At 64.8% G+C, this 24,353-nt stretch carries 21 protein-coding genes; 13 read left to right on the top strand and 8 right to left on the bottom strand.

The genetic code is table 11. The features are described from left to right. The first annotated feature begins 391 nt into the window (after nucleotides 1–391). Genes ACQP2U_RS25905 through ACQP2U_RS25880 form a run of 6 tightly spaced genes read left to right on the top strand, consistent with a single transcriptional unit; the run spans nucleotide 392 to nucleotide 8,785 of the window. Nucleotides 392–1,429, top strand: a complete 1,038-nt coding sequence (locus ACQP2U_RS25905; protein WP_433709868.1) for a 3-oxoacyl-ACP synthase III family protein — start codon at nucleotides 392–394, stop codon at nucleotides 1,427–1,429. A gap of 1 nt (nucleotide 1,430) precedes the next feature. Then, a complete protein-coding gene (locus ACQP2U_RS25900) occupies nucleotides 1,431–2,339 on the top strand; it encodes a hypothetical protein (protein WP_433709867.1) in 909 nt (302 codons plus the stop codon). After that, nucleotides 2,336–4,027 (top strand): fatty acid CoA ligase family protein, encoded by a 1,692-nt coding sequence (locus tag ACQP2U_RS25895; RefSeq protein ID WP_433709866.1) that lies wholly within the window; start codon nucleotides 2,336–2,338, stop codon nucleotides 4,025–4,027. Before ACQP2U_RS25900 ends, ACQP2U_RS25895 begins: the two co-directional genes overlap by 4 nt. Beyond that, nucleotides 4,000–5,052 (top strand): NAD-dependent epimerase/dehydratase family protein, encoded by a 1,053-nt coding sequence (locus tag ACQP2U_RS25890; protein ID WP_433709865.1) that lies wholly within the window; start codon nucleotides 4,000–4,002, stop codon nucleotides 5,050–5,052. Before ACQP2U_RS25895 ends, ACQP2U_RS25890 begins: the two co-directional genes overlap by 28 nt. 56 nt (nucleotides 5,053–5,108) lie before the next feature. Then, a complete protein-coding gene (locus ACQP2U_RS25885) occupies nucleotides 5,109–6,527 on the top strand; it encodes a cytochrome P450 (protein WP_433709864.1) in 1,419 nt (472 codons plus the stop codon). 20 nt (nucleotides 6,528–6,547) lie between these two features. Continuing rightward, on the top strand, nucleotides 6,548–8,785 hold the full coding sequence (locus ACQP2U_RS25880; protein WP_433709863.1) for an MMPL family transporter: 2,238 nt from the start codon (nucleotides 6,548–6,550) through the stop codon (nucleotides 8,783–8,785). A 95-nt stretch (nucleotides 8,786–8,880) separates the two neighbouring features. On the opposite strand, the gene ACQP2U_RS25875 is transcribed toward ACQP2U_RS25880, so the two are convergent. Next, nucleotides 8,881–9,645 carry an SDR family oxidoreductase gene (locus tag ACQP2U_RS25875; protein ID WP_433709862.1) on the bottom strand — a complete coding sequence of 255 codons (765 nt, stop codon included), beginning with the start codon at nucleotides 9,643–9,645 and terminating at the stop codon, nucleotides 8,881–8,883. Between the two features lie 162 nt (nucleotides 9,646–9,807). Here ACQP2U_RS25875 and ACQP2U_RS25870 point away from each other — a divergent pair, with 162 nt between their 5' ends. The 3 genes from ACQP2U_RS25870 to ACQP2U_RS25860 all read left to right on the top strand — a co-directional run bounded on the left by ACQP2U_RS25870 (nucleotide 9,808) and on the right by ACQP2U_RS25860 (nucleotide 13,053). Then, entirely contained in the window at nucleotides 9,808–10,887 is a 1,080-nt protein-coding gene (locus ACQP2U_RS25870) for a phage tail tip lysozyme (protein WP_433709861.1), read from the top strand. 149 nt (nucleotides 10,888–11,036) lie between these two features. Next, nucleotides 11,037–12,668 (top strand): ABC-F family ATP-binding cassette domain-containing protein, encoded by a 1,632-nt coding sequence (locus ACQP2U_RS25865; RefSeq protein WP_062991893.1) that lies wholly within the window; start codon nucleotides 11,037–11,039, stop codon nucleotides 12,666–12,668. A gap of 151 nt (nucleotides 12,669–12,819) precedes the next feature. After that, nucleotides 12,820–13,053, top strand: coding sequence for a helix-turn-helix domain-containing protein (locus tag ACQP2U_RS25860; protein WP_040692003.1), 234 nt, complete (start codon nucleotides 12,820–12,822; stop codon nucleotides 13,051–13,053). Between the two features lie 65 nt (nucleotides 13,054–13,118). Here ACQP2U_RS25860 and ACQP2U_RS25855 read toward each other — a convergent pair whose 3' ends face one another. The 3 genes from ACQP2U_RS25855 to ACQP2U_RS25845 form a co-directional block, all read right to left on the bottom strand. After that, nucleotides 13,119–14,081 carry a hypothetical protein gene (locus ACQP2U_RS25855; protein ID WP_397028935.1) on the bottom strand — a complete coding sequence of 321 codons (963 nt, stop codon included), beginning with the start codon at nucleotides 14,079–14,081 and terminating at the stop codon, nucleotides 13,119–13,121. A gap of 12 nt (nucleotides 14,082–14,093) precedes the next feature. After that, nucleotides 14,094–14,552, bottom strand: a complete 459-nt coding sequence (locus tag ACQP2U_RS25850; RefSeq protein WP_433709860.1) for a hypothetical protein — start codon at nucleotides 14,550–14,552, stop codon at nucleotides 14,094–14,096. 327 nt (nucleotides 14,553–14,879) lie between these two features. Continuing rightward, nucleotides 14,880–15,305, bottom strand: coding sequence for a cupin domain-containing protein (locus tag ACQP2U_RS25845; protein ID WP_433716586.1), 426 nt, complete (start codon nucleotides 15,303–15,305; stop codon nucleotides 14,880–14,882). A 149-nt stretch (nucleotides 15,306–15,454) separates the two neighbouring features. Here ACQP2U_RS25845 and ACQP2U_RS25840 point away from each other — a divergent pair, with 149 nt between their 5' ends. Then, the gene (locus ACQP2U_RS25840) at nucleotides 15,455–15,964 is read left to right on the top strand and encodes a MarR family winged helix-turn-helix transcriptional regulator (protein ID WP_433709859.1); all 510 of its coding nucleotides are present in this window, start codon (nucleotides 15,455–15,457) and stop codon (nucleotides 15,962–15,964) included. A gap of 50 nt (nucleotides 15,965–16,014) precedes the next feature. After that, nucleotides 16,015–16,806, top strand: coding sequence for a hypothetical protein (locus tag ACQP2U_RS25835; protein WP_433709858.1), 792 nt, complete (start codon nucleotides 16,015–16,017; stop codon nucleotides 16,804–16,806). 370 nt (nucleotides 16,807–17,176) lie between these two features. On the opposite strand, the gene ACQP2U_RS25830 is transcribed toward ACQP2U_RS25835, so the two are convergent. Both ACQP2U_RS25830 and ACQP2U_RS25825 read right to left on the bottom strand, forming a co-directional pair. Further along, nucleotides 17,177–17,995, bottom strand: coding sequence for an SDR family oxidoreductase (locus tag ACQP2U_RS25830; protein WP_433709857.1), 819 nt, complete (start codon nucleotides 17,993–17,995; stop codon nucleotides 17,177–17,179). 41 nt (nucleotides 17,996–18,036) lie between these two features. Continuing rightward, nucleotides 18,037–20,601: a cytochrome P450 gene (locus ACQP2U_RS25825; protein ID WP_433709856.1), complete on the bottom strand. Its 2,565-nt coding sequence runs from the start codon at nucleotides 20,599–20,601 to the stop codon at nucleotides 18,037–18,039. 91 nt (nucleotides 20,602–20,692) lie between these two features. Here ACQP2U_RS25825 and ACQP2U_RS25820 point away from each other — a divergent pair, with 91 nt between their 5' ends. Next, nucleotides 20,693–21,970 (top strand): glycosyltransferase, encoded by a 1,278-nt coding sequence (locus ACQP2U_RS25820; protein ID WP_433709855.1) that lies wholly within the window; start codon nucleotides 20,693–20,695, stop codon nucleotides 21,968–21,970. Nucleotides 21,971–21,996: 26 nt separating this feature from the next. Next, nucleotides 21,997–22,725, top strand: coding sequence for an ABC transporter permease (locus ACQP2U_RS25815; protein ID WP_433716585.1), 729 nt, complete (start codon nucleotides 21,997–21,999; stop codon nucleotides 22,723–22,725). A gap of 92 nt (nucleotides 22,726–22,817) precedes the next feature. Here ACQP2U_RS25815 and ACQP2U_RS25810 read toward each other — a convergent pair whose 3' ends face one another. Continuing rightward, nucleotides 22,818–23,609: an SDR family NAD(P)-dependent oxidoreductase gene (locus ACQP2U_RS25810; RefSeq protein ID WP_433709854.1), complete on the bottom strand. Its 792-nt coding sequence runs from the start codon at nucleotides 23,607–23,609 to the stop codon at nucleotides 22,818–22,820. 155 nt (nucleotides 23,610–23,764) lie between these two features. Next, the gene (locus ACQP2U_RS25805; protein ID WP_040691943.1) at nucleotides 23,765–24,331 is read right to left on the bottom strand and encodes a TetR/AcrR family transcriptional regulator; all 567 of its coding nucleotides are present in this window, start codon (nucleotides 24,329–24,331) and stop codon (nucleotides 23,765–23,767) included. Between the last annotated feature and the right edge of the window lie 22 nt (nucleotides 24,332–24,353).

Here is a 24,353-nt window from a genome sequence, read left to right as displayed (position 1 = left end):
CAGGGTGGGCCCTTCGTGGTCGGCGCGGTTGGTCGGTCGTGCGGAGCTTACTGTCGTCACCGTTGCGCTGTGATAGTTCACGGATATCGACGGTGACATTCTTCATAATGCGATCATGTCAGATCTCGCTTTTCCAGCAACGATGTGACTCGCCAGTAGCGCCGTGTGATCGTCCGGCTGGTCACCGTGTCCTGTACGCCGTATGCTCGGCGTTGTCGAACGAATTGCCCAGGGTCGGGCAATTCGGATCCGATTGCCGAAATCAATGTTGATTTCGGAACTTTCTGTTCTCTCGATCCTGTGAACGGAATTCCCGCATCGTCTGCCCGCGGCCATTGTCGTGCCAGCCGGGGAGTTCGTGCCGCCCGTCTCCTTCGAAAGGACCGCTACGGTGAATTCTTCCCGATTACGCGCCCTTGGTGCTGCCCTCCCGGCCGGCGAATACACCACTTCGGAAGTACTGAGTCGAATGACGAGCGGCGGCGATTTCGACGTCGAGCGAATTACTGGCATCGGTCATCGCTATATGGTCGACCGCACCAGCGAGGACACCCTGACCCTTGGTGCGCGGGCCGCGCAGGACGCGCTGGCGAAGTCCGGTTTGGGCGCCGCTGAACTGGATATCATCATCTGCGGCGGCACCACTGTGCACGATGGATTCCATATGGTGTTCGAGCCGTCGGCAGCCCAGGAGATCGCCCGGCGCATCGGCGCGGTCAATGCCTCCGGCTATGACGTGGCGAATGCCTGTGGTGGCACTATGACCGGAATCTATCTGCTGGACAATCTGATTCGCGCCGGTGCGGTGCGCAATGGCATGGTCGTCACGCCCGAGGTGATCTCGCCGGTAACCGAAGGCGCACTAGCCGAAGCCGTCGATGCGCGCGATCCACAGTTCGCCGCACTCACTCTCGCGGATGCCGCGGTCGCGGTCATCCTCGACCCCGCGGTCGACGAGGAAGACGTGCTGCACTACGTCGATCTGACAACTTGCGCCGAGTATTCGCCATTGTGCATCGCCAAACCGAGCGATGCCAGCGAGAACATGATCATGTTGACCGACAATCTCACCATGCAGGCCGCGCCGCGCCGGGAAACATGGGCGAAATTCCACAGCGATATCCTCGCAAAGCGCGGAACCACATTTGCCGACGAGAAGTTCGACTTCATCGTGTTCCATCAGCTCGGCGTCGGATTCACGGAGAAACTAGCCGAATCCGGCAGCAAGATTCACGGCACCGAGCTTCCGCCACGGTTGGCGACCGTCGAAAAGTATGGCAATACCGGGGCGAGTACGCATTTCCTGGTACTGCACGACTACATTTCCCGAGGTGAGCTCCCGAAGGGGTCCAAGATCTGTTTCGTGCCGACCGCCTCCGGAATGGTCTTCGGTGTCCTTTCGGCAACTATCAGTGCATTGGTGGGATGATATGACGTTCATTATTCGGCGGTCCGCCGTCAGCGCCGACCCCACCCTTGGTTCCATCGACCATGCCGTGTGGGCGGCCGCTGAGTGCCTCTCCGGCGCGGGTGTCGAGCCGAACGATATCGACGTGCTGATCAATGTCGGCGTCTACCGTGACAGCAATATCGTCGAACCGTCCAATGCCGCCCTGATCCAGAAGGAATTGGGGATGCATCTGGACTACCGGGTCGGCTCCTCACGGGCTGGTTTCTCGCTCGATCTGCGCAACGGGGCGTGCGGCGTACTCAATGCATTGCAGGCGGCGGGTGGGCTGCTGGAGAACGGCACCGTCGAGCGGGTACTGATCGTCAGCAGCGATGCTCACCCGGGCGGCATCGCACACGCGCCGTCCGACTTCCGCTATGCCGCGGTCGGTGCCGCATTGCTGGTAACCAAGGGGATCGATGAGGGCACCGGCTTCGATCGCGTGCACATTCCGGCGCCGCTGCCGCGCGCGGTCAGCACCCATCCCGGTGTCGCCGGGTACCTCGATCTGAAGTCCATGGGGAACGACGGCCAGCGTTCGATCACCATCGATGTCGCCGACGACTACGCCGAATTGGTCAGTGGCGCGGCGTTTGCCGCCGTTCGCTCGTATCTCGCCGAACGTCGCGAGCGGCAGCGTGTGCTGGTCACCAATAATCCAGTGCCCGAGTTCGCGGCCACCCTGGCGAGCGAATTCGGTTTCGCCCGAACGCATCAGGCAGCGACCGGCGAACTGGATGGGGGTAGCTCGGGCTTGATCATCGGCTACCACCAGTTGCTCGAGGCCGGTGAGCTGTCGGCCGGTGACGAATTGCTCCTGGTCGCCGCCGGATCGGGTCCGATCGCGGGCTGCGTAAGCTACACCGTGCCCGCGGGCGGTGCGGGGTGAGTCAAGAGACCGCGGATCTGAGCGCGCTGCTGGAGCACCAGATCCGACAGCGCGCCGACCTGCCCGCCATCAGCTATCCGACGGTGGCCCATCCAGAACGTGCCAAGCGCGCAACGGATCTCGACTTCGCGGTGCTGACCTTCGCCGAACTCGGCGCGCGGGTCGAGGCCTATGCCGCCGCATTCGAACGAATCGGAATCAGCAAGGGCGTCAAGACCATTGTCATGGTCGAACCCGATCCCGATCTGTTCGCGGTGATCTTCGCGCTGTTCCGGGTCGGTGCGGTACCGGTGGTGGTGGATCCGGGTATGGGCGTTCGCCGCATGCTGCATTGCTTTCGCAGTGTCGGTGCGGAGGCGTTCATCGGCATACCGCTGGCGCATCTGGTGCGGTTGGTGGCGCGGCGCACTTTCGCTTCGGTGCGGCTGCATGTGACGGCCGGACGCTCGTTCTGGGGTGGGCACACTTTGCTCGCCATGCGGCAGACGGCCGGTTCCGTCGCACCCGAGTTGGCCCATGCGCCCGACGATCTGTTGATGATCGCCTTCACCACCGGCAGTACCGGACCAGCCAAGGGGGTGGAGTTCACCAGGGCCGGATTCGCTGCCTCGCTGCGAGTGATCGAGCAGTTGCACGGTCGCCCAACAGGTTTCGTCTCGCTCACCTCGGTGCCGCTGTTCGGTATCTTCGATCTGCTGCAGGGTGCGCATGTGGTGCTCGGGCCGGTCGATCCGGTGCGGGTGTCCAAGGCAGATCCGGCATTGCTCACCGATGTGGTCCAGAGTTTCCAGGCCACGGATGTCACCGCATCGCCCGCGCTGCTCGGTCCGCTCGGCGAATACCTGAGCAGAACCGGGACCAGGTTACCGAGTTTGGTTCGGGTGATCTCGATGGGTGCGCCCGCGAATCTGGATGCGCTGGAAGATGTTAGAGCCGCGCTCGGTGAGTCGGCATGCGTATTCACCACCTACGGCGCCACCGAGGCGTTGCCGCTGACCACCCTCGAGTGGTCCGAACTCGACGAAACCCGCAAGCAGACCGCCGAAGGCGCGGGCACGTGCGTCGGGCGCCCGATCGCGGAATCCGACGGTGATACACGGGTGCGAATCATCGCTATCTCCGATGACGAAATTCCCGCCTGGCATGACGGTCTCGTGCTACCGCAGGGGCAGATCGGCGAAATCGTCGCCACCGGTGCGCAAGTCAGCAGCGCCTATCACCGCAACCCGGCCGCCGATGCCCGCAACAAGATCGACGAAACACGACCGGACGGCACCCTGCGCCGCTGGCATCGCGTCGGCGATCTGGCCTGGCAGGACGACTCCGGTCGGCTGTGGTTCTGCGGCCGCTCGGCCCAGCGGGTCCGCACCGCGGCCGGTGACCTGTTCACCGTGCAGTGCGAGCAGATCTTCAACACCCATCCGGATGTGCACCGCACCGCGCTCGTCGGTGTCGGCGAGCCGGGTGCACAGATCCCGGTGCTGTGCTTCGAATTGCGGTCCGGGGTTGCGGAATCCGAGATTCCGCGGGTGCAGCGGGAGCTGTGGTCGATCGCGCGCGAGCGCGAATTCACCAGGCCGATCAAGGTGTTTCGCGCCCATCCCGGATTTCCGGTCGACATCCGGCACAACGCAAAGATCGGGCGTGAGGAATTGGCCGTATGGGCCGGAAAGAGTATGACGCGATGAAGGCATTGGTCACCGGAGCGACCGGATTCCTCGGCAGTCATATCGTCGACGCCGCGGTGGCCGCGGGCGATGAGGTGCGCGCCATCGTCCGGCCGTCGAGCAATCTCGGCTACCTGTCGACAGTGCCCGAACTCGAAACGGTGGCAGGTGATCTCGGAGACTACGAATCGCTGGTCACCGCGTGTAAGGGCGTAGATGTGGTCTATCACAGCGCCGGGCTGGTCGCCGAGGTCGGCGGCCGAGCGCAGTTCTGGGAGGCCAATGTCGAGGGCACCCGGCGGCTGATGCAGGCCGCCCAGCAGGCCGGTGTCGGCCGGTTCGTCTTCGTCAGCAGCCCCTCGGTGGCGACCTCCTATGACGCCGACCGCTTCGGCATCGACGAATCCGAGCCCTACGTGAGTGCTCCGAAGAGTCTGTACGTGGAAACCAAGGCCGCCGCCGAACAGCTCGTATTGGCCAGCAACACCCCCGATTTCGTGACCTGCGCGCTGCGACCGCGGATGATCTGGGGACCACGTTCCTCGGGCTGGATGACGCTGCTGCTACGAAAGTTGAAGTCCGGCAAGCTGCCCGACCTCTCCGGCGGCAAGAACGTCATGGTGTCGATCACCTATTGTGAACATGCCGCGCAGGCCTGTCTGCAGGCGGCGCGCTCGGATCAGGTCGCGGGCAATGCCTACTTCCTCGCCGATCCCGAAGACGTCGACCTATGGAAGTTCGTCAAAAACCTCGCCGTCTGGCTGGACCTGACGCCACCCACCCGCACCATTCCGAAACCGGTTTTCGACGCCGCCATCGCGGTTTTCGACACCATATGGCGGGTTCCCGCGATCAGGGGGCGCTACGCGCCGCCGCTGTCCAGTTGGACCACCGCGGCGCTGACCGTCTCCAGCACCTACGACACCAGCGCCGCCACCCGGGATTTCGGCTACGCGCCGACGGTCTCGCTGACCGACGGACTGACCGCCTACGTCGACTGGGTCGGACAGATCGGCGGCGTGGACGCCGTCATCGCCCGCGGATGATCGACGGACGACGCCACGTATTCGAGCGAAAGTCGCTGCACGCTCAGGAGATTCGCATGATGACCAACCGGCTCGCCAGCCGCCCGACCGGCACCGCCCGGGTGCCGACCGCACCGCGCGCCCTACCCCTGATCGGACATTCCCACCGCCTCGCCCGCAGGCCCTATCGGTTCCTGCAGACGCTGTCAGATCTCGGACCCGTGGTGCGGGTGAAGATTCCGGGCTACGACACCTATGTCGTCACCGAACCGGAGCTGATCCGCGAGGCGTTCGTCGGGCTGTCCGATCAGGGTTCGATGATCGATCGGGCGCAGGCGCTGCTCGGCGCGGGCGTCACCGTCTTGTCGGGTCCGCAGCACAAGCGGGAACGTCGCATGATCGCCCCGGCTTTCGCTCGCGGTCGCATCGCGCAGTACGCCACCGTGATGACGCGTCTGGGCGCCGAACAGGCCGATGCCTGGCGCGACGGTCAAATGGTGGTCGTCAATACGGAGATGCACGATCTCGCGCTGCGCACCGTCGCTGGGGCGCTGTTCAGCGGCGACCTTGGTGCGGAAACCGGCGCGGAAATACACGAGATGCTCACACCGGTCATGACGCTGCTCGCCCGCCGCGTCACCCGTCCGGCCTGGATCGACAAGCTGCCACTGCCCAGCAACCGTCACTTCGAAGGCCTTGTCGCCGGTATGAAGTCGGCGACCAGCAAGATCATCGCCGCTTACCGCGCGGATCTGGCGGCCGATCCGAATCTGGATCACGGCGACCTGCTCGACACCCTGATCAAGGCCCGCGACGAGGACGGTGTCGCACTCACCGATGCCCAGGTGCACGACGAGCTGATCAACTTCCTGGTCGGTGGCACCGAGGCAACCGGAATGACGCTGTCCTGGGTATTCCATGAGCTGGGTCGAAATCCCGAGCTGGAAGCCGCTTTCCACGCCGAGATCGATGCGGTGCTCGGCGGTCGCCCGGCCGAATTCGCCGATCTCGGTCGGCTCGACCTGACCAAGCGGATCGTCACAGAGACCCTGCGCATGTACTCCCCATGGCTGACCGTTCGCGATGTGCCCGCGAACTATGAACTCGGCGGCAGGGCGTTGCCGAAGGGCGCCATGTTGCTTGTGTGTCCCCTTGCGGTGCACCGGGATCCGGCCATCTTCCCGAACGCCGATGAATTCGACCCGGACCGCTGGCTGCCCGCGGCAATGGAGTCCCGGCCCAAGGGCGCGTACCTGCCGTTCGGTATGGGCACCCGGCAGTGTCCCGGAAATGCGTTCTCGCTCACCGAGGTTGCCCTACAGGTTGCTACGATCGGCGGGCGCTGGCGCCTGCGTCCGATGCCCGGTATCGCGGTGCGAGAGACGGTGATCGGCGCCCTGGTGCATCCGAAGTATCTGCCGATGCGGGTGGTGGCCAGGCAGGTGCGAACCGGGCACGTCGTGGATTCGTCGGACAGCGAACGCGGCGCGGCTTAACGAGTGATGAGGGTGTGGCGGTGTTCGAACTGACCAAGCTGACCATTTCGAGCGACCTGCAAGCAGTCGCTACGCGGCGCAGCAAATGGATTCTCGGCATCTTTGTCGGGCTTGCGCTGGTGATGGGAATGCTCAGCTCGACGTTGTTCGACAAGGTGCAGGGCGGTGGGTACAGCGATCCCGGCGGCGAATCCAGCCGGGCCACCGAGATGCTGCGGGGTACCTTCGGTCAGGCGCCGCCGAACTTCGTGCTGCTCGTGCACACCGACACCTCGATCGACGATCCCGAATCGGCCACGGCCGCAGTGAAATTGGCCCTGAAACTCGAGGATGAGCCGGGCGTCGCGGGTGTCATGTCGTATTGGATGGACTCTTCGCCCGCGCTGCGCAGCGCCGATGGTAAATCGGGGCTGATCGTCGCGAGCATTCTCGGCGAGGAGGGTGCGGTCGACCAGAAGGTCGGGGGTCTGGCGGACCGCTACGGCGGCACGCACGGCCCGGTGCAGGTGCGCGTCGGCGGTTACGCGATGTTGTTGCACGAAACGGTGCAGCAGAGCGAGAAGGACGCTGTCCTCGGCGAATCCATTGCCTTCCCGATCACCCTGATCGCCTTGCTGTTCGTATTCGGCGGTTTGGTGGCGGCCAGCCTGCCGTTGGTCATCGCCGCGGTGACCGTGATGATCACCATGGGCGCGCTGTGGCTGATCACCCTGTTCGCCGATCTCGCCGCCACCGCGACCAATGTGGCCACTTTGCTCGGCCTCGGTCTTGCGATCGATTACAGCCTGTTGATCATCAGCCGCTACCGCGACGAATTGGCCGCAGGCGCCGCGACCGCTCCGGCCGTCGCGGCGACCATGCGTTCAGCCGGACGCACCGTCGCCTTCTCGGCCGTCACCGTCGCGGTCGCGCTGTCGGGATTGCTGTTCTTCCCGCTGCTCGCGGTGCGTTCCATGGGGTATGCGGGTCTGGCGGTCGCGGCGATCGCGGCCACGGTATCGCTGACGGTGCTGCCCGCGATTCTGCTGTTGCTCGGCAGCCGCATCGATCGTGGCCAACTGGGTTGGTTCTTCCGTCCACAGCGCCCCGCGCCGGGGGAGGGTTTCTGGCATCGGCTCGCGGTATTCGTCATGCGCAAGCCGGTGCCGATCGGTCTGGCCGTCGCGGCCCTCCTGTTGCTGCTCGGGACGCCGTTCCTCGGTGTGAAACTCGGCTTCCCGGATGAGCGGGCATTGCCGGAGTCGATGAACAACCGGCAGATCACCGAGACAATCCAGCGTGAGTTCGCCGCCACCGACACCAACGGACTTTTCGTGGTGCTGCCCGACGGCAAGTCCGGCCTGGACGCCTATGCCAGGAAGCTCTCCGAAGTCGACAATGTCCGCCGCGTCGACACCGCCACCGGAAGCTACGCCCACGGCGGGCAGCTCACCCCGGCCACGGCACCGCACGCGCGGTTCGAAACCAAGGATGCCGCATATCTTTCGGTGACACCGGATACCAGCGATCCGGCGCTGCTGGACCGGGTGGCCAAGGAGTTGCGCGCGGTGCCCGCACCCTCGCAGCGGCTGGTCGGCGGTATCGCCGCCGCGAGCGCCGATTCCCTCGACGCGGTGACCTCGGCCCTGCCCGTGGCGCTGGCGTACGTCGTGATCATCATGTTGGTCGTACTGTTCCTGTTGACCGGCAGTGTGGTATTGCCGCTGGTCGCGATCGTGCTCAGCGCGCTCAGCCTCACCGCCACCTTCGGCGCGCTGGTCTGGATCTTCCAGGACGGGCATCTGTCCGGCCTGCTCGATTTCACCGTGACCGGCGATCTGCCACCGACCGTGCCGGTCATGCTCTTCGGTGTCGCCTTCGGTCTGGCCATGGACTATCAGGTATTCCTGCTGTCGCGAATCCTCGAAGAATACGAACGCACCGGCAAGAACGAATCCGCCGTTGCCCATGGCCTGGAGAAGATCGGTCGAATCGTCACCGCGGCGGCGGTCCTGATTTCCTTGGTGTTCTTGGGATTCCTTGCCTCGGATATCACCTTCATGAAGTCGTTCGGCATCGGTCTGCCGTTGGCGGTGCTGGTCGATGCGACCCTGGTCCGCGGCTTCCTGCTGCCCGCGGTGATGAAGCTGCTCGGCGACTGGAACTGGTGGGCACCCGGCCCGCTCGAAAAGCTGCACGAGCGCTTCGGATTCGATGAAGGACCGTCCGCGCCGTCGCTGCCCGATCCGGATGCCCTGCGCCAGCCCGCGCGGGTGTAGAAATACCGATGGCCGCGCGGTATTCGCCGCACGGCCATCGATGTTCTTGGGAAAGTTGGTTTCGTCCGTTGCTCAGCGGATTACCCTGGTGCGGCTCAGATTCCGCCGGTCGAGAGCAATCCGCCATCGACGCGGATCGTCTCACCAGTGATCCACTTGGCTTCATCCGAAACCAGGAATCCGATTAGCTGCGCCACATCCTCGGGCGTGCCGAGTCGCTTCATCGGGTACACGCTCGCGGCCCGCTCCTCATCCGCCGAGTACAGCGCATCGGCGAACTTGGTCTTGATCACGCCCGGCGCCACCGCGTTCACCCGGATATTCGGGCCCAGCTGCCAGGCCAGTTCGTCGGTGAGCCGGATCAGCGCGGCCTTGGAGGCGCCGTAGGCCGCGATCACGCCGGTCGAGCGGAGCCCGGCAACACTGGCCACATTCACCACCGCACCGCCGTGATCGCGCATCCACGCCCGGTATGCCTCCTGCACATAGCCGAGTGCGGCGACGACGTTGACATCGAAGATCTTGCGCACCGCCTCCAGATCGGCATCCATGAGCGAGCCGTAGACGGGATTGATGCCGGTGTTGTTGATCAGGATGTCCAACGAGCCGAATTCCGAAACCACCCGACCCACCGCGGCGGCCCGGCTGTCCTGATCACCGGAATTGCCCGCCAGCGCGCTGACCTCGCCCGGATGACCGAGCGCCCGCAGTTCGGCGGCGGCCGCTTCCAGCGGATCCGGCTTACGGGCGGTGATCAGCACATTGGCGCCGCGCCGCAGCAGTTCCGCCGCGACGGCCTTGCCGATGCCCCGGCTGGCTCCGGAAACGAGTGCGCTCTTGCCCAACAGATCGGTCGTCATGTGATGGCACGCTACCGCTGTTGAAATTCCGCCGAGCGGACCCGGTCGGGTTCGCGCGATTTCGACCCGGAACGACTGTTCCCACCGGCGGGGACCCGATGGTCGAAGCATAGCGTCTAGCTGCGATTAAGCTGCCGGAGAGGTATCGACGGAAGGTGAGATATGACTGCCGAGGCTGTCGACACATCGCTGCCGCCGCGCCCGGATGCACCTATCCTGAACGCCTTCATCAGCCACATAGAGACTGTGCTGGCGAAGTTGGTGAAGGCTGTGGGCGACGGCTCGGCGAAGTCGATTACGGTCGAGGGTCTGAACGGCATGGGGGAGTCGCAGCTGAAGGACGGCGAACTCGTCGCAAAATATCAGGCCAAACAAAGCGACGACACGAAATATAAAGATGATCTGAACTCGCTGGACGGCAATATCGCCCAGATCGCGGCGAAATCGGCCGATGTGTCCAACACCGTGACCAAAGAAGTCAAGGAACTGGTGGGCGAGATCAAGGAGATTGTGGCCGGTGTGCCGAATCTGACCGATGTGCCGCTGCCGCGCAGCATCGAGTTGCAGATGGCGGCCATCGGCAAGATAGATGAGAAGGTCGAGAATGCGGCGACGGCAGTCTCGGACGCGTACAACGCCTTGGACGACCACGCCGGAAAGATCACCGACCCGGAGTCGACCGACAGCGGAAGTGCCCCGAATTCGATCGGTAGCGGTAACCAGTTCCCCGCTTATACCGGCGGCGGTGGAAACAGTCGCAACACCAGCGGACCCGCAGGTCTCGGCAACCGCGCGAGTGCTCAACCCATCAGTGGCGGTAAGAAGGCGACGGCCAGCGAAATCTATCAGTACCTCCTGAGCAAGGGCTTCACACCGGCGCAAGCGGCGGGCATCTTGGGCAATATGCAGGTGGAATCGGGTTTCGATACCGGTGCCTACAACCCGGGCGAAGGAGCCATCGGCCTGTGCCAATGGGAAGGTGGTCGACGAACGAATCTCGAGGCATTCGCCGCCTCGCAGGGCAGATCCGTCACCGACTGGCATACCCAAGTCGATTTCATGATTCACGAGCTGAAGGGCAGTGAGTCGGGTGCGTACAGTCATCTCACATCGGCGAACTCGCCAGGTGCGGCGGCGGCAGCGTTCGATCAGTACTACGAACGCAGCTCCGGCGAGGCCCGTGGTCAGCGCGTCGCGAATGCCAACAGCATCGCGTCGAGCCTGGCCGGGGTGTCGGTCTAGCGCCGAGCGGAGAGTTAGTGCGGTCACACCTGGATCGCGGGTGTAAGGAGCACCTCCTGAGCCGGGTAAAATCGGTGGTTCTTGTGCGCCTCCGCGTCGCACAATCGAGCGAACAACCGACCAGCACCACGTACCCGTAGGAGAAGCCTGTGATCACCGCGACGGACCTGGAGGTCCGGGCCGGAGTCCGCACCCTGCTGTCGGCCCCCGGACCTGCGCTGCGGGTGCAGGCCGGCGACCGGATCGGACTGGTCGGACGCAATGGCGCGGGCAAGACCACCACGCTGCGCATCCTGGCGGGCGAGGGGGAGCCCTACGCCGGAAAGATTTTGCGCTCCAGTGATATCGGTTATCTCCCGCAGGATCCGCGGGAGGGCAATCTGGATGTGCTCGCGCGCGATCGGGTGCTCTCCGCTCGCGGCCTGGACACCCTGCTGCGCGATATGGAAAAGCAGCAGGCGCTGATGGCCGAGGTGGTCGATGATGCCGAACGTGAGAAGGCGGTGCGCAAATACGGTCGGCTGGAGGAGCGCTTCTCGGCGCTCGGCGGCTATGTGGCCGAGAGCGAAGCGGCGCGCATCTGCAACAGCCTCGGCCTGCCCGATCGTGTGCTCGGCCAAGCGCTGCGCACGCTCTCCGGCGGTCAGCGCCGCCGAATCGAGTTGGCGCGCATCCTGTTCGCCGCCTCCGATGGCAGCGGCGGACGCTCGGACACCATCCTGCTGCTCGACGAGCCGACCAACCACCTCGACGCCGACTCCATCACCTGGCTGCGCGGCTTCCTGCAGAACCACGACGGTGGCCTGATCGTGATCAGCCACGATGTCGAACTACTCGGCGATGTGGTGAACAAGGTCTGGTTCCTGGACGCAGTGCGCGGGGAAGCCGACGTCTACAACATGGGCTGGCAGAAATACCTGGACGCGCGTGCCACCGATGAACAGCGCCGTCGTCGCGAACGTGCCAATGCCGAGAAGAAGGCCAGCGCTCTGCGCGCCCAGGCCGCAAAACTCGGTGCCAAGGCCACGAAAGCCACTGCGGCACAGAACATGGCCAAGCGCGCGGATCGCTTGATGGCCGAACTCGACGAGGTTCGGGTGGCCGACAAGGTCGCGCGGATCAAATTCCCCGAGCCCGCGGCCTGCGGTAAGACGCCGCTGATGGCCGAGAACCTGACCAAGGTCTACGGCTCGCTGGAGATCTTCACCGGCGTCGACCTGGCCATCGACCGGGGCAGCCGCGTCGTCGTACTCGGCCTCAACGGCGCGGGTAAGACCACCCTGCTGCGCTTGCTCGCCGGCGTGGAGACGCCGACGGCGGGCGGTCTCGTGCCCGGTCACGGCCTCAAGATCGGCTACTTCGCCCAGGAACACGACACCCTCGACGATCAGGCCACGGTGTGGGAGAACATCCGCCATGCCGCACCGGATGCGGGGGAGCAGGAGCTGCGTGGCCTGCTCGGTGCGTTCATGTTCTCCGGACCGCAGCTGGAACAGCCCGCAGGCACCCTCTCCGGCGGTGAGAAGACCCGTCTGGCGCTGGCCGGGCTTGTGTCCTCGGCGGCGAATGTGCTGTTGCTCGACGAGCCGACCAACAACTTGGACCCGATCTCGCGTGAGCAGGTCCTCGATGCGCTGCGTACCTATGCGGGCGCGGTCGTCCTGGTCACCCACGACCCGGGTGCGGCCGAGGCGCTGTCCCCGGAACGGGTGATCTTGCTGCCGGACGGCCAGGAAGACCACTGGTCGGCGGAGTATTTGGAGCTGATTCAGCTGGCCTGATCCGGACCGTCCGGTCGGAGTTTCCTTGCGGGCGGTGGGTTTTCACTGCCTTGGATCGCGTCGTCGGTGATATTCATCACAAAGACCCGTTGATCACAGCTTCCCGAGTGTCTAGCCTGGAATGACGCGGCTCGGCGACTCGGAGGAAGCCATGAGCGACAGGCCCACACAAGTCAAGGCCACACTGGGTAAGGGCACACGCGTCACGGGGAAATCACGCGACCGTCTGCAAACCCAGCTGAAGAAGCAGTACGAGGCGGGAGCCAGCATCCGATCGCTGGCCCGGTCGACCGGCCGCTCCTACGGTTTCGTCCATAACGTGCTGGTGGAGTCACACGTGCAACTCCGCAGTCGCGGCGGTGCGAACCGCCGCAAGAGCCAGTAGCGTTCTGGACCTGAATCCCGGTGTCGGCGAATCGGTTTCGCCGACACCGAGGGGGATCGAGCGCGCTAATAGCCTGGCACCGCAGCGTCGCCGTTGACCAGCAGGTTGGCGAGGCTGCGGAACATCGGCAGGCCCGTCTTGATCTCCAGATACGCGAACTGGCCCTGGGGGTTGACCTCGAGGAAGTAGTACTCGCCGTCGAGGCCAAGCCGTAGATCCAGCACGCCGAAGCTCAGGCCGAGTGCGCCCATGAGCGTGGCCAGCGACTTGCTGACCGAGGCCGGCAGATGCTCCGGTGCGAAGTCGACGGTGGTATCGAGCCGGGAATCGACCCGCCCGACCCCGGACTGCGAGTCGATGCGTACCGCCCATTCGACGCCGTCCATCCACACCACCCGCAGATCGCACCGCGCCTCGACATAGTCCTGGAAGGTGGTCGGCGCGGAGCGGATGCCCGCGAGGCGCCCGAAGTCGGCCTTGGTGATGATTCGGGTCTCGGCGAATTCGGCGCGTCCGGTGCCGGTTCGCTTGTAAACCACTGAGCCCGTACGTGATTCGATGAAACTGCGCGCCTCGTCCGGATCGTTGGTGATGAGCGTTTCCGGTATCACGAAACCGGCTCGCCGCGCGGTCTCCAACTGCACGATTTTGCGGCTCGCGGTGCGGTCGGCGCCGGGATCGTTGACCCAATACGCGGGAATCGACCACAGCAGGCCCTGGATGAAGCCATCGCATTCGGCTTGGCGGTAGGCGTCGTCCGAGGCGCGCACACCGGCCGGAACCTGCGCGGGATGTGGTCTGCGCCACCAGACCGAGCGGACGTCGTCGAGCCCGATCACATGCGACAGCGATCGCCCGGTGCCGTGCCGATCGAGCCGGAAACTTCCGGATTCGCGCGGAAAGTCGCGCAGGTCGAGCTGAATCGGGCTGAGCCCGTGGTGTTCTCGCAACGTCGCCGCCATCGCGGTGCCGTGCAGATCATCGGATTCGGAGACGATGAGGACCGAACCTGTCCGGCGCGCCGCCATGCGCAGTCCCGTTCAGTCGAGACTGTCGCAGTTTATGCCGTCGTCGCTTGTCGCGAGCGATTTGGTTTGGCAGTAGGTGAAGGTCGCTCCGCTGGCGCCCGAGCACTCCGCGAGTTGCAGGCTGTCGGCCCAAGATGCGGTGAGTTGTTGCAGCGCTTCATCTCCCAGTGCCGCGGAGGGTTCCACGGCCAGCGTCATCGGACGGTCGACGAGGTCGATTCGCAGGCGGCGGGTGAAGTCGGCGGTGGCGCCGGGGCGGATATCTATCAGCACGGGGCGGCCGTCGCGTTCGGCGGTCGCGCCTTCGGTCCAGTCGAGGACCCGCAGCACATCGTCGCGACGGAAGGTCCAGGTTCCTTCGGTCACTTTGACCGTGAAATCTCGTTCCGACTCGGCCACCAGCAGTCCCTGCAACGCGGGGACGCGGTCACCCGCCGGCCCGGTACCGGGGAGGTGGATTGCGTCGGTCATAGTGAGCTCTCCGATCTGCTCGCGATTTGCCAGGACCCCCGAGCGGGAACTGGATCATATCGCGCAAGGGGTCTCGCACGGTTCGGATCGCGAGATTTGACCGCCGCTGGCAAACCGAATTCAGGCTCGGGATGCGCTTGCGCCGAAAGATTTTCGGCGCAAGCCCGAATGGGCATCGGCAACCATTGAGCTACTTTCGAGCGGTGTTGCGCGGTGGATATTGCCCGGGATTGGCGGCCGTGCATTTGGTGCGTACGCCCCTCCGCTGCGACAGTACCGTCGAACATGTCGATTTCCTCGCGGATTCGAAAGATCTGCGGCGCTTCATCACTCGTGCCGGTTGGCGTTGCGCTCGGCCCACCATTCGGGCGATTCGACGAACCAGTTATCGAATTCCTCCTGCGATGCCGCCAGATCTTCGAAGCTGGCCTCGCCCTTGACCAGCCGGTCGAGCAGACGGAAGTAGCCGAAGCGTTCCACCGCGGGCATGAGTGCGATCAGGATTCGCGCGGGGCTGTCGGGGGCGGCACCGAAGGCGTGCGGCATGAGCTTGGGTACCACAATCGACCCGCCCGCGCCCACGGTGACGATCTTATCTCCGGCCAGTACCTGCAGTTCGCCGTCCGCGACGTAGAACAGCTCGTCCGACTTGGTGTGGTAGTGCGGCGCCGCACCGTCGGCGCCCTTATCCATGGTGACCTCCAGGTGGCTGACCGCGCCGCCAGCCTCGTTCGAGTCGATGAGCAGGCGCATGGTGACCGACGGGGTGATGAGGGTTTCGGCATCCTGCGACTGGCGGATGGCGAAGGTGCGGTCGGTGGTGGCGTTCACGATGTACTCCAAACGGTTCGCTGGTTGATAATTCGCTACCGAACTATATTACGGCGAATAGAATCTTGTCCATGGGTGAGATCGAACGGGATCCGGTGGATGCGATCGTCGAGCAGTGGCGCCGGGAGCGGCCGGACCTCGAGTTGGAGGCGATGGGCGTGATCGGACGCCTGGGTCGACTGCTTGTGGTCGCGCAGCGGGATATCGAGGCGGTGTTCATCGCGCACGACCTGCAGCGCGGGGAGTTCGATGTACTTGCCGCACTGCGTCGTTCGGGCGAGCCGTTCGAATTGAACCCGTCGGTGCTCGCCGACACGCTGATGATGTCGCGCGCCGGAATGACCGGACGGCTCGACCGCCTGGAGTCGGCCGGACTGGTCCGGCGCATCGCGGATGCCCAGGATCGCCGTGCCATCCGGGTCGCGCTCACCGACGCTGGTCGCGCGCTGATCGACAAAGTCGTCACCGCGCATACCGAGAACGAAACCAGGATGTTGTCGGTGCTGTCGGCGAAGGATCGTCGCGACCTGGATCGGATCGCTCGGGTGCTGCTCGGCAGCCTCGAGGGCGGCGCGAAATGAGGTAGTTCGCTACTCGGGTGGTGCGACGGTCATCGGTTCACCATAGGGTGATGATCGATATCATCACCCTCCGCGGCACGGGTGAACCGCGGAATACCAATGGGACGCCCGCCGGGATGCTGCGCGATGTCACAAAACTGCTCGATCCCGACCGTTTCACCGCCTTCGAGCCGGATTGGCCCGCCTCGGTGGGTCCGAGCCCGGAACTGTGGGGCCCTTCGCTGGACACCTCGATCCGGCTCGGTGTCGCGGCGGGCGTCAAAGCGATTCAGGACTCGCCGAACGTTTGCGGACTTTTGAGTTATTCGCTCGGAAGTATCTGCGCGAGCAAGATCCTGGAGGGGGTGCGGTCGGGTCAGTACAAGAACGCCGACGGCTCGCCCCTGGAAATCGCCTTCGCCGTCAATATCGCCAACCCGCTGCGCAAACACGGCCAGTCGGTCGGCAATCTCTGTCCGGCAACGACGTACGGCTTGCACGGCGAACACGGCGCTTGGCCCGCACTAGATGTCAAGGAGTACGCGAATCCAGGCGATATCATTACCGCGTCACCGGGTGACTCGCCGCTGCGGATCATCGATATCGGAATTTCGCCGTTCTCGTTCGTCGAGGGCGCCCGCATCGGCAATGTGGGCCCGCTGATCTTCGCCGAGTTGCTGCGCTTCCTGATGAACGATCCGATCGGCAATCTCGATCGCTACGCGGCCGCGGTCAACGGTGTCATCGGCTATCTGACGCCGTGGCCGGATGGCCAGCACGTTCTGTACTCCGGACACACTATGCCCGGCACGGATGTCCTGTGGACGACCCATGCCGCCAACTATCTGAACGCCAACTACTGATCCGCTCCCGGGGTGATTTCGTACCTGGAGTCCGAGAATGCCGGACGGGTACGCGTATTTCGGTGACTACCTGCGTCATTGTGCGGAGTAGCGTGCGTCACAGTCCCTAATTCGTTGGAAAAATGCGGTGTATTCGGGTGGTCGCGTCGTACAGTCTGAATTCGCTGATGCGTCATCGGGTTTCGATCGAGGGGTCATGGAGGCGTCCGTGACTTCCTCCGACGGCGGGGAGGCGACAGGTCGTTCCCTTTGTCGACCTGTACCCGCGCCGTCGGCCAGCGAGGGCGCGGTCTCGGATAGTCGGCGCCGCCGGGGACGGGTCCACCATCATCCCCACTTCCCCGGCGGCGTCGTGCTCGAACTATTTGCCTCAATCACCCTGTGCCGCAGCGGAAATGGGCTGCCATTCGCGCCACAGCGCCAGGCGGGATTCGTAGTCCGCTGTAGCGATGGTCAATGGCGCCTCGCCGAGGAAAATGCGCAGCGGCGGCTCGGGCGCGTCGATGACCGCGAGGATGGCGGCGCGAGTCGCGGCCGGATCACCCTGGCGCACCGCCGAACGCTGGGCGGCTCGGGCGGCCCTGGCCGCATCGTAGGCGGGAAGCGGGTTGGCATGCCGCGACGAGGGGCCCGCCCAGTCGGTGCCGAATCCACCGGGTTCGATCAGGGTGACGTGGATGCCGAAGGGGGCGACCTCCTGCGCGAGCGCCTGGGAGAAACCCTCCAGCGCCCACTTCGACGCGTGGTACGCGCCGAGGTTTTGGAAGGCGGAGATGCCGCCGATGCTCGAAACCTGGACGATGTGGCCGCTGCCCTGGGCTCGCAGGATCGGCAGCGCCGCCTGGGTGACCCACAGTGCGCCGAAGACATTGGTTTCCAACTGTGCGCGGAACTCGTCCTCGCTGAGCTCCTCGATCATGCCGAACTGGCCGTAGCCGGCATTGTTGATCACGATATCGAGCCGCCCGAAGCGCTCGGCGGCCTGCTGCACCGCGGTGAAATCGCCGTCCCGGTCGGTGACGTCCAAACGCAGCGGAAGGAAGTTGTCCGGATATTTCGCGACGAGATCATCGAGTGTGCTGGTATCGCGCGCCGTACCGGCCACCTGATCCCCGCGTTCCAGCGCGGCGAGTGCCCATTCACGGCCGAATCCTCGTGAGACTCCGGTGATGAACCAAACTTTGCTCATGGACCCACGCTAGCGACCTGGAGTGCACTCCAAGCAAGTGTTCAACGCGGACGCAGCGTAACGGGCAGCGCCGAGGGCGACAGGACGAAGTCTCGATTGGAGGCACGTACCGTGTAGTTCGGGTCGGGTGTCGGCCGCCAGCGGGCCAGCAGCGCAGCGGCGGCGAGGCCGATTTCGATCATGGCGAAATGGTCGCCGAGGCAGCGGCGACGGCCGACGCCGAACGAGAGGTTGGCCTTCTTATCGATATCGGCGGCGCGTTCGGGCGACCAGCGGTCCGGGTCGAAGGATTCCGGATCGGCGTAATAGCGCTTGTTGTGCTGAACCAGGTAGGGGGAGAACATGATTGCCGTGCCGTCGGGAACAGTCAGTCCGCCGATGGTGACATCGCCGTCGGCGGTGCCCGCGCTGATCCATGGGCCCCAGAACCGAAGTGTTTCCGCCACAACTTGTTTCAGGTACGGAAGTGCGCCGAGATGGTCGGCTCGCACCCGGCCCGCTCCGACGACGGAATCGAGTTCTGCGTACAAGCGCTCGGCGATCTGTGGGCGGCGCATGACCTCGTGCCAGAGCCAGCCGGTCAGTGATGCCATCGAGCCGACGCCACCGGCCAGCATGAGAATCGCCTCATCGATGATGTGCTCATCGGACAGAGTCGCACCGGTCTCGCTGTCGGTGTGCCGGATCAGCGCCGATACGACATCATTGAAATCCTCGTCGCGGCGGCGGTATTCGACGATGACCGCACCGATGGCGGTGCGCAGGTGTCGGGCCTTCGTGCGCCAGCGCCAGTTCGAAATGAGCCGCAGTCGGCGCACCTGCGGCGGGAGCGCGGTGCGCAGAATAACCTGACTGAGCAGCCACGGCACACTGTCGCGGATCTCACGCCGTGCGTCATCGCTGAAATCGGCGGTGAACAGCGTCGAGGAAACCGTGTCGAGGATCAGGCCGTGTGCCTCATCCATCAGATTCACCTGACCGCCCGAAGGCAGACTAGCCGACCAGGTTTCGGCGATATCGGCCGCCGCCCGCGTGTACTCGGCAAGGCGGCTCTGTCGCAGCGCTGGTGAGATCATGCGCCGCCGCAGCTTGTGCTCATCACCGCGCAAGACATTGACCGATCCGCCCGCGACGTCCTCGATGGCCTCGCGCAGATCATCCCGATTGAGTTCAGCATCACCGAGCCCGACTTCGCGGACGAGATCCGGTGTGGTGAGCAGATATCCGGTCTTCTGGCCGAACTTCAGGCGCACGATCGGGCCGAGATCGGCCAGCGAAGTGACGAAGCCCGGAGCATCGCGCAGGGCCCGCAGGCTGTGGCCGACCAGTGGCAGCTGACCGGGCGCGGTAGGAACCTCCGAAAGCGATTGTGGCATGACCAGTTCCGGGCTACATGCGGAGTCGGCCCGGGCTTGTCGATAGATTTCGAGCACCGTCCCGATGTGCTGGGACTGACGCACCGAGTCGCCGTATTTGCCGAGGATCTGACGCATTTCCGCGAGCGCCCAGCGATCGGCGTTGAGCTCGGCGATGCTGGCGGCGATCGCGACGGGCGATGGATCGGCGGTGCGAATGCCGCCCCCGGGTGGAACCGATTCATCGAGATCGGGATCGCAGTAGATGATGGGCAGGCCGACCGCGACCGCCTCCAGCAGGACCATGCCCTGCGTGTCGAAACCATGGGAGGGGAACAGCAGTGCGTCGCCTTCGGACATGGCGGCCAGGCATTCGGCTCGAGTGGCCCTGCCGTGCAGACGGATTCGGTCCACGAGTCGATACTCGGCGATGGCGGCGGCCGCCTCGGCTCGCTGGTCGCCGTCACCGTAGATATCGAGAGTGCAGTCGTCGAGATACCGCATGGCCTCGATCGCGGTGAGCAGCCGCTTCTCGGCCGATAGCCGCCCGCACCAGATCAGCCGAAGTGGTGCGTCGGCGGCGCGCTCGATAGCCGCTGTGCCGCCGCAGTTTTCGATGAGATCGTCATCGACACCATTTGATACCACCCGAAGCGGCCGGGTCAGCCCGTGCGCGAGCAGTTGGTCAGCGAAGTGCTGGGTCGGCGCGATGACCCGATCCGCGGCTTGGGCCTGACCGACGATCGTCCACCAGGCATGGCGTGCCGCACGGCTTTCGGCGCGCTGCGGCATCTGCTGATCGTGCGGTACGAACCGGCCGTGCAGTCCACGCAGGGCCAGCGCCGCCGGATACGGTGCGGGCGAGGTGTTCTCGATGAACGCGTCATCGCGGCTCTGGGCGGTATGGATGAGCGGAATACGGTGTCGGCGTGCGGCTCTCATGCCAGCGATGGCTACACCGTAGGTGGTGTGGGTGTGTACGAGGTCGATCGGGCCACGGGCGGCGAAGGCGGCGTCGATGAGTTGGGCGTTGCGCTTGGTCGGCAGCACGACCGGGAATCCGTTCACCGCGAGACCACCTGCGGCGCGCAGCGGCACCACATTCGGGAGCTCGTCGGCGTCCGGCTGCGGTCCGACGAATAGCGTGACGCTGTGACCTGCGCGTTCGAGCCCACGGCACAGCGAAGCGACCGCGGTCTGGATTCCACCGAGAGTGGCCGGGTGGTAGTCCATGAACATCGCTATGTGCACAATGGCACTGTACTGACACATCGCCGCCGTGCGGAGCCCTTAATTCTGTGGACTATCCAGTCGGCGTCAGGGCCCGATACGAAAGAGTGCCGTGAAAATAGCGATTCCGCTCACCGGAACCCGCGGTGATATCCAGCCCGTCGTGGCCTTGGGACTCGAACTGCGCCGCCGCGGGCATGATGTGCTGCTCGGTGCGCCGCCGAATCTGGTCGAATTCGCTACCGCCACCGGACTTGCCGCCGTCGCCTGCGGACCGGATGTGCAGCGGCTCTACAGTTCCGACGCGGGACAGCGGGCGTTGGCGGCGGGCAACACCCTGCGGCTCATGCAATTGGTTGCCCGGCAAATGGCCGATTACGCCCAGCAGATGAATCGGGAAGTCATCGACGTTTGCACGGGCGCGGATCTGATCGTGGCGAGTACTGTCACCGAGGATCGGGCCAGTTCGGTTGCCGAGGCGATGGGGGTTCCGCTGGTCAGCCTCCATTATTTCCCGTGCCGGAGTAATAGCGCCTATCCGTTTCCGGGTGTGCTGCCGCCGCGGTGGAATCCGCCCGCGGCCGTCAATAAGGCGACCTGGGTGTTCGCGGAAAATCTGCGCCGAGTGGTGTTCATGCGCTATCTCAACGATCTACGCGCGACACTCGGACTGCCGAAATCGCGGGCGAGTACCGCCGCGGTATTGGCGCGTGCGCATGTTCCCGAAGTGCAGATCTACGATCCGGCGCTGGTTCCGGGACTGCCGGAAGAATGGGATGAGCGCAGGCCGTTCACCGGATTTCTGACGCTCGATCACGCTGCTCGACAGGCCGTCGGGGATTTGGCGGGCGACCATGCGGGAATTCTGTCGTGGATCGAGGCGGGGGAACCGCCGGTGTTCTTCGGATTCGGCAGTATGCCAATTCGGGATACGGCCGCGGTGCTGGCGATGGTTACCGAAGTGTCCGCTCGTTCGGGTGTGCGTGCGCTGGTCAGCGTTGGGTGGAGTGATCTGGATATCGCCGATGCACAGGCGGGACCTGATGTGAAGGTTGTGGGTCCGTTCGCGCACGACCTGGTTTTTCCGTATTGCGCCGCGGCGGTGCATCATGGCGGTATCGGAACGCTGTTCGAAAGTCTGCGCGCCGGACTGCCGACCTTGGTGTGCTCGGTGTCGTTCGAGCAGCCGATGTGGGGCGGGCAGGTCGAACGGCTCGGTGTGGGTGCGCATCTGCCGTTCACACGACTGACAGAGGCGCGGCTGGAACAAGGCGTCGCGGCGCTGCTGACATCCGAACGTCGCTCTCGCGCAGCAGAATTCGCGAAGTCACTGAGCACCGAGAACGCCGCCGCCCGCACCGCCGATATCATCGAAGCCGCCGCCCGGTGACCGACGTCTTCGCCGACACTCTCGTCATGTTCCGCCGCTGTCTCCGGCACACCCTGCGCAGCCGCGACACCCTGATCATTTCGCTGCTCATGCCGATTCTGGTGATGCTGCTTTTCACCTACGTTTTCGGTGGTGCCATCGATGTCGGTGGACCCTATCTCGACTATGTCGTACCCGGAATCATGTTGCTGTGCACGGGTTTCGGCTCATCGATCACCGCAACCGCGGTCTCCACCGATATGACAATGGGCAGCATCGACCGCTTCCGCACCCTGCCGATGTTCCGTCAGGCCGTACTCGCCGGCCACGTCGCCGAGGGCGTTGTCCGTAATCTCGCGGCCATCGCGATCGCGGTCACGGTGGCGCTCACACTCGGCTACCGACCCCAGGCCGGTCCGCTCGGCTGGCTAGCGGCCCTGGCGGTCATCACCCTGTTCGTCACGGCTATCTCCTGGATCGCCGTCGCCCTCGGACTGGTCGCCAAGAACCCGGAAGCCGCGGGCGGCCTCACCTACGCCATCATGTTCATCCCCTACATCAGCAGCGCCTTCGTCCAAACCACCACCATGCCGCCCTGGCTTCGCGGCTTCGCCGACTACCAACCCGCCACCCCCATCATCGAAACCGTGCGCGGACTCCTGAACGCCATCGACACCGCCCACCACGCCCCTCTCGCCCTCCTCTGGTGCGCCCTCCTCGGCGCCCTGGGATTCACTAGCGCCAGCATCGTATTCAGTCGCCTGTCCCACCACTGACCGGCCCATATGAGCCGACGATCGGCTTTTGTGCCGCTGACGAAGCTGAGCGACGCTGTATCGCGGGAATGTCTCACATCCCGTCGTCGGGCTCAACGCATGTCGCGATGACCAGCGGCTAGTTCGGTCATTACCTTGTCGGCTCCGAAGAGCCGCTGAACGCGGGTCGAGAGATTGGGGGCGATCAGCGCCAATGTCGCGCCGAGGCGGACCGGGAGGGGGGCTACGTCGGTTTCGGCGATGTTCCGTTCGATCGCTCGGACGACGGCGTTCGCGACGTCTTCTGGGCTTCGGGTGCCGACGCCTGGTGGTACGGCCGCGCCGGATTTGACGAACATGCCCGCGTCCCTGACGAATCCCGGGTAGATCGAGGAGACACCGACGCCACGGCTTTGCAGGTCGGCGCGCAGGGCCAAGGCGAAGCCGCGCAGTCCGAATTTGGTCGCGTTGTACATCGCCGCCTTACCGGATGCCGCCTTGCCGGACAGGGAATTGATGAAGACCAGGTGTCCCTTGCCGCGTTCGGCCATCTGCGCACCGGCAAGGCGGGCAAGCAAGATCGGGGCGCGCAGATTGACCTCCAGCGCCCGATCGATCTCGGTCACCGAATAGTCGAGTAGGTCGCCCGAACCGGGCAGTGCGGCATTGGCGATGACGACATCGAGCTCACCGGCCTCCTCGAGCAGCTTCGCGGCGTCACCCGGCACGGCGAGATCCGCGACCGCCGCACGCGCGCCGAACCGGGTCGCGACCTGGTCGAGTGCTTCGGCTCGCCGTCCGGACAGCACTACGTTCGCGCCCCGTGCGGTGACCGCGGCGGCGTTCGCGACTCCGATCCCACCCGTCGCGCCAGTGATCAGGACGCGTGCTCCGTTCAGTTCCATGTCGAGGATTATGGTCGAGATTCCGCATTCCGTGACGCATCCGCGGTTGCACGGTGTCGCCGTGACCGGCGGCTGCCGTCAGTCCTGGCCCCTGTCGCGCACGATGGATTTCGCGCCGCTGCCGGACGATCCGCCCAAGGGATGCAGCGGCCGACTCACTCCTTCCGGCGGACCGAGGCTTCGACGAGATCCAGTACCGCGGACAGGTTTTCGTTGGTGTGGCCGGAAGCTATGCGGGCGATGAGCCCGTCCAGCACCAGATCCAGGTAGCCGAGGAGGACGTCGGTCGGGACGTCGTCGCGCAAAGCGCCCGCGGCCTTGCGGCGTTCCAGGCGGGCCAGGGTGGCGGCGGTGAGTTCGGCGGAGCGCTGGGTCCAGCTCGCGCGGAATTCCGGATCGGTGCGCAGTCGGCGCGCGATCTCCAAACGGGTTCCGAGCCAATTGAATTGCTCCGGGTGGGCGAGCATATCGCGCATGACCTGCACCAGACCCTGATTGGCCGCGACATCGGCCATCCGGTCGGCATCTTCTTGGGCCAGAGCGAGGAACAGGGCGTCCTTGTCCCGGAAATGATGGAAGATCGCGCCGCGCGACAGGCCGATAGCTTCTTCCAGGCGCCGCACGGTCGCCCCGTCGTACCCGTATTCGGCGAAACAGGCCCGCGCCCCGTCCAGAATCTGACTACGCCGGGCGGCGAGGTGATCATCACTGACTTTGGGCATTTCGGCGGGCTCCTCCGAGCGA

Origin of the sequence: Nocardia sp. CA-084685, from assembly GCF_050955785.1 — a bacterium.
Lineage (GTDB): Bacteria > Actinomycetota > Actinomycetes > Mycobacteriales > Mycobacteriaceae > Nocardia.
This window is presented reverse-complemented; position numbering and strand designations above follow the sequence as displayed.